Raw genomic sequence first — 7251 nt, forward strand, 5'->3', positions numbered from 1 at the left:
CCCAGCCAACTTAACGGGGGCCGGAACGGATCTTACCGAAGAGATCCGGGCCGCCACTCCATTCCAGGGCATGCAGCGTTCCGAATGCGGCTTAAGGGCCGTCGCTTTCGTTTGTCCGCCGGGGAGCTTTCTTTCATAATAATAAAAAAGCCGAAAACTTAATCCCGGCTTTTTCCTATTATGTCAAATCAGCGACTGAAACAGCGTCAAATTACATCATGCCGCCCATACCGCCCATGCCGGCGCCGGCAGGAGCCTGAGGAGCCTCCTTCTTAGGAAGGTCAGTAATCATGCATTCGGTAGTGATCATCAGACCGGCAATGGATGCTGCATACTGCAATGCACTTCTGGTAACTTTGGTAGGATCGAGGATACCCATTTCCAGCATATCGCCATACTGACCGGTAGCAGCATTGTAACCGTAGTTACCCTGGCCGTTACGAACTTCATTAGCAACTACAGAAGCCTCATCTCCGGCATTTTCAACGATCTGACGGAGCGGGGATTCCATAGCCTTGAGAGCAACCTTGATACCAACGTTCTGATCCTGGTTGTCACCCTGAAGGTCCTTCAGCTTGCTGGCAACTCTGATAAGAGCTACACCGCCGCCGGCAACAACTCCTTCTTCAACAGCAGCACGAGTTGCATGAAGAGCGTCGTCAACACGATCCTTCTTTTCCTTCATTTCAACTTCGGTAGCACCGCCAACCTTAATTACGGCAACACCGCCAGCCAGCTTGGCAACACGCTCCTGGAGCTTTTCCTTGTCATACTGAGACTTTGTTTCCTCAATGGAATGACGAAGCTGAGCAACGCGATCCTTAATGGCATCCTTATCACCGGCACCGTCAATCACAGTGGTGTTGTCCTTGGTGATAACAATCTTCTTGGCCTGACCAAGATCGTTGATGGTAGCAGCATCAAGCTTCATGCCAATGTCTTCAGAAATGACGGTACCGTTGGTAAGGATTGCAATGTCCTGAAGCATGGCCTTTCTGCGGTCACCGAAGCCAGGAGCCTTAACGGCAACAACTTTAACGATGCCACGCATGTTGTTTACCACCAGAGTAGCCAGAGCCTCGCTCTCAACGTCTTCAGCGATAATGAGAAGCGGTCTGCTAGTCTTGGCAACACCTTCCAGAACCGGAAGAATATCACGAATATTGGAAACCTTCTTATCGACAAGGAGAATGTACGGATCATCAAATTCTACAGAAGCACTGTCCGGCTTGTTGATGAAGTAAGGAGAAAGATAGCCACGATCAAACTGCATACCTTCTACGATATCAAGGCTGTCTTCAAGACCGTTGCCGTCTTCAACAGTGATAACACCATCACGGCCAACCTTTTCCATGGCATCGGCAATAATCTTACCCACTGTTTCATCGGAATTGGCAGAAATGGTACCCACCTGAGCAATGGACTTGCTGTCATCGCAAGGAACAGAAATATTCTTGAGCTCCTCAACAGCAGCCTGAACTGCCTTGTCAATGCCACGCTTGAGATCCATAGGGTTCATGCCGGCAGCAACAGACTTCAGTCCTTCGCTGATAATAGCCTGAGCCAGAACGGTAGCAGTAGTGGTGCCATCGCCTGCGGCATCATTAGCCTTGGAGGCAACTTCCTTAACCATCTGGGCACCCATGTTCTGGAACTTGTTCTCAAGCTCGATTTCCTTGGCAACAGATACGCCGTCCTTGGTGATGGCAGGAGCGCCGTAGCTCTTATCAAGAACTACATTGCGGCCCTTGGGGCCGAGAGTTACCTTAACGGCATTTGCAAGAACATTAACGCCCTCAAGCATCTGGCTACGGGCATCACTTCCAAAAAGTACATCTTTTGCTGACATTTTTAACTTTCCTGTAGAAATCCCCCGACTGACATGGCAGTGCGGGGTTTATCAATAAAACTGTGTAAAATTAGTCCTCAACGACTGCAAGAATATCACTCTCGGACATGATGAGCACTTCCTCACCGTCGAGCTTTTCCTTCTTCACACCGTAGCCTTCATTGAAAACTACCTTGTCCCCAACCTTAACTCCCATGGGAAGAACAGTACCGTTGTCAAGAACACGGCCGGAACCTACGGCAATTACCTCACCGCGAGTAGACTTATCAACAGCAGCACCGGTGAGCAGAATACCACCGGAAGACTTGGCCTCAACCTCAGTACGCTTAACAATAACACGGTCATGTAAAGGACGAATTGTCATATTCATTATTTGGTCAAAGTTAAATCCTTTGAACCGCCTCCAAACTAAATATCAAAACCGGCATTAAAACCGACACATCATCTCTGCCCTATATGTGGGGACTTGCTTCTGCGATTTCAAGGGATATTTGAAAAATTTTAAACATTTTTATGACTAATCAGGATTAAGCCCATGCCGGGATGCCGACAGGACAAGATGTGATAAAATCCGGGAAACAAAAGTACAATGCGGAGACTCTTTACAAATGCTGAAATGTCTGCTGGAACGATCATTTGCCGTTTTGCTGTTAACTGCCTTTATCACAGGATTACTTGCGACAGTTACCGGTTCCCTCAAAGGAGAGAAAAGTCCCCGCCAGGTGTTATTAGAAAGTATTTCTGTGGGATTACTGTATTCAGAAGATGCAGAAGCTGCCGACGTTCTTCCCCAGAAAAAATATCTGAAACCAGAAGAAGCGTTTATTCCTTCTCTCACACAGGACAATGATCGGCTAAAAATCACCTTTGAAATTGCAGATGGCTATTATCTCTATCAGGAAAAACTGAAAATTGAAGCTCGAAACTGCACCTTAAAGGAGATCATAATCCCTGAAGGCATTCCTCACGATGATGAATATATGGGGCAGTCCCATATATTTTTCAGCAGGCTTGAGATAGAGGCAGGATTGTTATCCACTTCCCCCCTGCCTCAACTTCTGGTAACTTATCAGGGCTGTACCGAAGGTCTCTGCTATCCCCCCAGAACAGCCACCCTTAACCTTCGAAAAATCTCCGCCCCGTCAGATCCAAGTCAGTCGGACTCTGGTATTACCTCTGCCCCATCCCAAAAGGATACCGCTCCGGATAACACCGTTTCCGAAAATACCGACAGAAACTATAGTACCGACAACGCCTCTGAAATTTATGAGAAAATCAGAAACAGCGGATTTATCGCCGGCCTTCTGATCTTCTTCGTTTTGGGACTTCTGATGAGCCTTACCCCCTGCATGTTCCCCATGTATCCTATCTGGAGCGCCATTATCATCGGAGGACACAAAAAGAATTTTATAACCGCATTCTGGTATTCCTTTCTGTACATCCAGGGAATGGCACTTACCTATATGCTTATAGGATTTGGCATTGCTTTTGCCGGCACCAAGCTCCATGCTGCAATTCAGCACCCGCTGATGCTAATCTGTCTCTCTTTGGTATTCATAGTACTGGCTGCTTCCATGTTCGGACTTTTTGAACTGCCACTCCCCGAAAAAATTGTTAGAAGACTTCAAGGATGGTCTGACAAACAGAAAGGCGGAACTCTTGCCGGGGTTTTTGCCATGGGAGTCCTGAGTGCGGTGATAGCATCTCCGTGCACTACCGCTCCTCTGGCTGGAGCACTGATGTTTATCATGCAGGATGGCAGCCTTCTCAAAGGAGGTCTTTACCTCTATATCATGGCACTGGGGATGGGAACTCCGCTCTTCATTGTGGGTCTTTGCGGACAGAAATATCTTCCCAGAACCGGAAATTGGACCGTTATTATTAAAGTAATATGCGGATTTCTGTTACTTTCCGTACCACTGATACTTCTTCAGAGATATCTGTCAGCAGGAACTCTGACCGCACTTTCCGTACTCCTGATTACAGCGATGATTGCCTATCTGGCCTACGCCCTTCCAAAGACCCACAAAAAGGTATTTACCGGAATAACAGCACTCTGCGGCATTGTACTTGCGTTTACAGGCTGGCTGATGACAGATGCAGAACCCCAATCACAGATCTTTTCTGAAATCAAAACTCCGGAAGAATTCCATAGAATTCTGAAAAGCAACGAGACCGTCATTCTGGATTTCAGGGCCGACTGGTGCCGCACCTGCATCATGTATGAAAAAACAACCTTTCAGGATCCTCAGGTTAGGGAAACACTGCTTAGGGCAACTCCGGTATTTGCAGACATTACAACGGAGGATGCCCCGGCACACCAGCTTCTGGAAGAATACGCGGTAACCGGAGTCCCCGCCATTCTCATCTTTAAAGACGGAAAACTCTCCAAAAAAATAACCGGATACAAAAATGCCGCAGAGTTTCTTACAGAGATAGGGGAATGAGAACAAATAAGTGCCACCTGACAACAAAAACAGGAAACAAAGAATGACTTTTCATCTTATCTAGGCTGACGTCTTTTTCTCAATGGAATCAGTCACAGCTCCCATGGAAAAAGCATCTTTTAACGACACTTCAAAAAGCCCGGGAATTATTTTCAATGCTCTTTCATCAAGATCTGCCAGATTATTTGAAAACAGATCCCCACCCCGTTAAACATTACTTGCAAATAGCCGCATTAATGCTGCAATCATAAAAAAACCCCGGATCACAATAATCCGAGGCATCATCCAATAAACTTTTGATTAAGTAGCATAAACTGCTACTTGGAAGCTGCTTCCTTCCCCGAAGAAGCCTTCTTGATATCAAGAAGTTCCACTTCAAATACTAATACGGCATTTGCCGGAATTGCCGGGCTGGGAGAATGCTCACCATAAGCCAGCTTTGCCGGAATATAAAATTCAGCCTTGCCACCCTTTTTAAGAAGTTGCAAGCCTTCAGTCCAGCCCGGAATCACATGATCCAAACCGAATTCAATAGGTTCCTGAGACTTGTCAAATTCAGTGCCATCAATCAGAGTACCACGGTAATTAACCTTTACAGTATCCTTGGCAGCCGGAGATTCTCCCTCACCTGGGGTGATGATCTTATACTGCAGTCCGGATTCGGTGGTCTTCACGCCATCCTTCTTGGCATTCTCGGCAAGAAAAGCCTCACCGGCCTTCAGATTCTTTTCAGCCTCAGCCTTCATCTTTTCGATCTGTTTAGTCTGCATCTTACGACCAAACTCTTCCAGGGCTGCCTGCATATCACTTTCAGAAAACTCTGGCTCGGCTCCGTTAATGGCAGCGGTGAAGCTCTTAATGAAAAGAGCCTTATCAAAATTAACATCAAGATCCTTCATCTCATCAAAGGATTTCTTAAAATTCGCACCTGCCACAGCCCCGAAAGAAACTGCTACCTTCTGTTCAAAGGTGTAATCTGACTTATTATCAGTGGCTGTCTTGGTTTCAGCAACCGGCTGAACCTTGGTATTATCAGTACTGGATGCATTTGACTCGCTCCCGCATGCAGCAACCCCAAAGGCTACGGCAGAAGCAAGGAAAGTGCAAAAAAACTTCTTCACAATTATTTCCTTAACAATTTAAAAACAAAATAAGCAGTTTATCCGGCAACAACGAGCCCAAATATAAACATCTGTACAAGCTGTCAATATTGCTTAGCTACGCCGGTACTTTTTGCTAGAATGCATTTTACTTGATAAACAATTTTTTTTAAATTAGGAAATAGCCCCAGCCATGAAAGAGAATCCTCTGGAAAATGAAGAAGACAAAGAAGCCCGTCTGGCATACCTGGAATACAATCTGGAGCGTCTGAGTGAGGAACTTTACGCTCAAAGCCAGCTGATAAAAAAGCAGCAGGTGCAGCTCAAATATCTGGCAGACAAGCTCAAAGCCTACGAAACCAGCAACATCGCCCCGAGAAGCGAAGAAACTCCACCGCCTCATTATTAGGCTTCCCTATCTGCTACCAACGAGACTAGAAATGACTGAAACTGGTCAGATCCGAGGCAAGATGAGAACAATCTTCAAAAGATATCTCCGAAAACTCCGGTGCGCAGTCTCTAATTTCTCCGATATCATAAAAAACTGGCAGTTCCGGATTTTCCTGTTTCAGTTTTTGATACTTTGCGGCATTTTCTGGTGACAAAGTAAACAGAAGCTCATAGTCGTCGCCTCCGGACAGAATCATTTTCAGCCTTTCATTTTCCGGAACATCCTCCGGAAATACTGGATGTGGGATACAGCTCAATCTAAGAACCGCCCTTTTATGGGAAGCCCTGAGAACATGAGAAAGATCCCCCAGAAGTCCGTCAGATATATCCAGAGCTGTACGACATTCCAGATTCCTGAGAAGAGGCACTAAATCCAGTCTTGGCTCCGGGTAATCCAGTCTCGCAAATAGTGACGCTGTTTCCCGAGTTTCCGGAATATCCCGATATCTGGCCCATACCCCATAGGCAGCCCCGCCCAAAGATCCGGAAACAAAAATTCTGTCCCCGGTTTTTGCCTGATCCCGTCTTAGGGCAGTCTCTTCAGACACCATCCCCAAAACAGTTATGGTAATGGATAGCGGACCTCTGACCGTGTCCCCTCCAATCAGAGGAATACGCCATTTGGAAGCAAGTTTCTGCATCCCGCAGGCAAAACCTTTTAAAAAAGCAGGACTGCTGTCAGGTATACTAAGAGCCAGGGTAAACCCCAAGGGATCCGCCCCCATGGCTGCCAGATCGGAAATATTTACTGCCAAAGCCTTGTATCCAACGGCTTCCGGAGGAGTCCCTTTAAAAAAATGCACTCCTTCCGAAAATGTATCGGTGGACACTGCCAGATGATATCCCGCGGGAACGCTGAGAAGAGCACAGTCATCACCAACTCCCAGAGCAACCTGCTCCCCCGGGATATTCCACCCGGTGAAATACTTTTTTATAAGTTCAAACTCATTCATCAAAAATAACGTCCTGATTTTGAAATCATAGCAGCCCCACAATCCTCGCCTCCCGAAATTCCCCCAGGAAATTCATAAGAACAGCAGACTCATACCATTTGTCAAAACACACTCAGAATTTTAACCTTCCAAATTATTCCCTATCGTTCCTCAAATCAATACAAGCAGATATTCACAGGTATTGATGCGGTTCTTGGGGGGTAATACCTGATTTTCAAATACTGTGGCTAATTCTATTGAACAAAAAAGACAAACTCACAGAACGTCGACAAGAACAGCCTCAAAATAAAAAAAGTATTAGGTCTAAAGTCAGCACTTTAGGCCTTCTTAAATTTCCATGGCATTGCCTGCTCAAGAATAGTATTTCTTCTTTCATCAGACAGCGATTCATCTTTCAGTTCGTCTCTGTGAATACCCATATATCTGAACAGAAATTCAAGGTAATCTTCCAG

The 7251-nt window shown here is 46.1% G+C and carries 6 protein-coding genes; 2 read left to right on the forward strand and 4 right to left on the reverse strand.

Annotated features, from left to right (window positions below; genetic code table 11):
* Positions 1-211 precede the first annotated feature (211 nt).
* Both groL and F557_RS0100905 read right to left on the reverse strand, forming a co-directional pair.
* Positions 212-1849, reverse strand: a complete 1638-nt coding sequence (gene groL, locus F557_RS0100900; RefSeq protein WP_019000388.1) for a chaperonin GroEL — start codon at positions 1847-1849, stop codon at positions 212-214.
* A gap of 70 nt (positions 1850-1919) precedes the next feature.
* Positions 1920-2213 carry a co-chaperone GroES gene (locus tag F557_RS0100905; protein WP_026297666.1) on the reverse strand — a complete coding sequence of 98 codons (294 nt, stop codon included), beginning with the start codon at positions 2211-2213 and terminating at the stop codon, positions 1920-1922.
* 379 nt (positions 2214-2592) lie between these two features.
* Here F557_RS0100905 and dsbD point away from each other — a divergent pair, with 379 nt between their 5' ends.
* On the forward strand, positions 2593-4296 hold the full coding sequence (gene dsbD / locus F557_RS0100910; RefSeq protein ID WP_211209506.1) for a protein-disulfide reductase DsbD: 1704 nt from the start codon (positions 2593-2595) through the stop codon (positions 4294-4296).
* A 317-nt stretch (positions 4297-4613) separates the two neighbouring features.
* Here dsbD and F557_RS0100915 read toward each other — a convergent pair whose 3' ends face one another.
* Positions 4614-5417, reverse strand: a complete 804-nt coding sequence (locus F557_RS0100915) for an FKBP-type peptidyl-prolyl cis-trans isomerase (protein WP_019000391.1) — start codon at positions 5415-5417, stop codon at positions 4614-4616.
* A gap of 172 nt (positions 5418-5589) precedes the next feature.
* On the opposite strand from F557_RS0100915, the gene F557_RS0100920 reads away from it, so the two are divergent.
* Positions 5590-5805, forward strand: coding sequence for a SlyX family protein (locus F557_RS0100920; RefSeq protein WP_019000392.1), 216 nt, complete (start codon positions 5590-5592; stop codon positions 5803-5805).
* 25 nt (positions 5806-5830) lie between these two features.
* On the opposite strand, the gene thiL is transcribed toward F557_RS0100920, so the two are convergent.
* The gene (thiL, locus tag F557_RS0100925; protein ID WP_019000393.1) at positions 5831-6799 is read right to left on the reverse strand and encodes a thiamine-phosphate kinase; all 969 of its coding nucleotides are present in this window, start codon (positions 6797-6799) and stop codon (positions 5831-5833) included.
* Between the last annotated feature and the right edge of the window lie 452 nt (positions 6800-7251).

It is taken from the genome of Succinimonas amylolytica DSM 2873 (assembly GCF_000378405.1).
Classification (GTDB): Bacteria; Pseudomonadota; Gammaproteobacteria; order Enterobacterales; family Succinivibrionaceae; genus Succinimonas; species Succinimonas amylolytica.

What these genes read in the sequence shown, in the direction of transcription:
- groL (WP_019000388.1), bottom strand. Translation starts at nt 1,849, where the DNA reads ATGTCAGCAAAAGATGTACTTTTTGGAAGTGATGCCCGTAGCCAGATG.
- F557_RS0100905 (WP_026297666.1), bottom strand. Translation starts at nt 2,213, where the DNA reads ATGACAATTCGTCCTTTACATGACCGTGTTATTGTTAAGCGTACTGAG.
- F557_RS0100920 (WP_019000392.1), top strand. Translation starts at nt 5,590, where the DNA reads ATGAAAGAGAATCCTCTGGAAAATGAAGAAGACAAAGAAGCCCGTCTG.
- thiL (WP_019000393.1), bottom strand. Translation starts at nt 6,799, where the DNA reads ATGAATGAGTTTGAACTTATAAAAAAGTATTTCACCGGGTGGAATATC.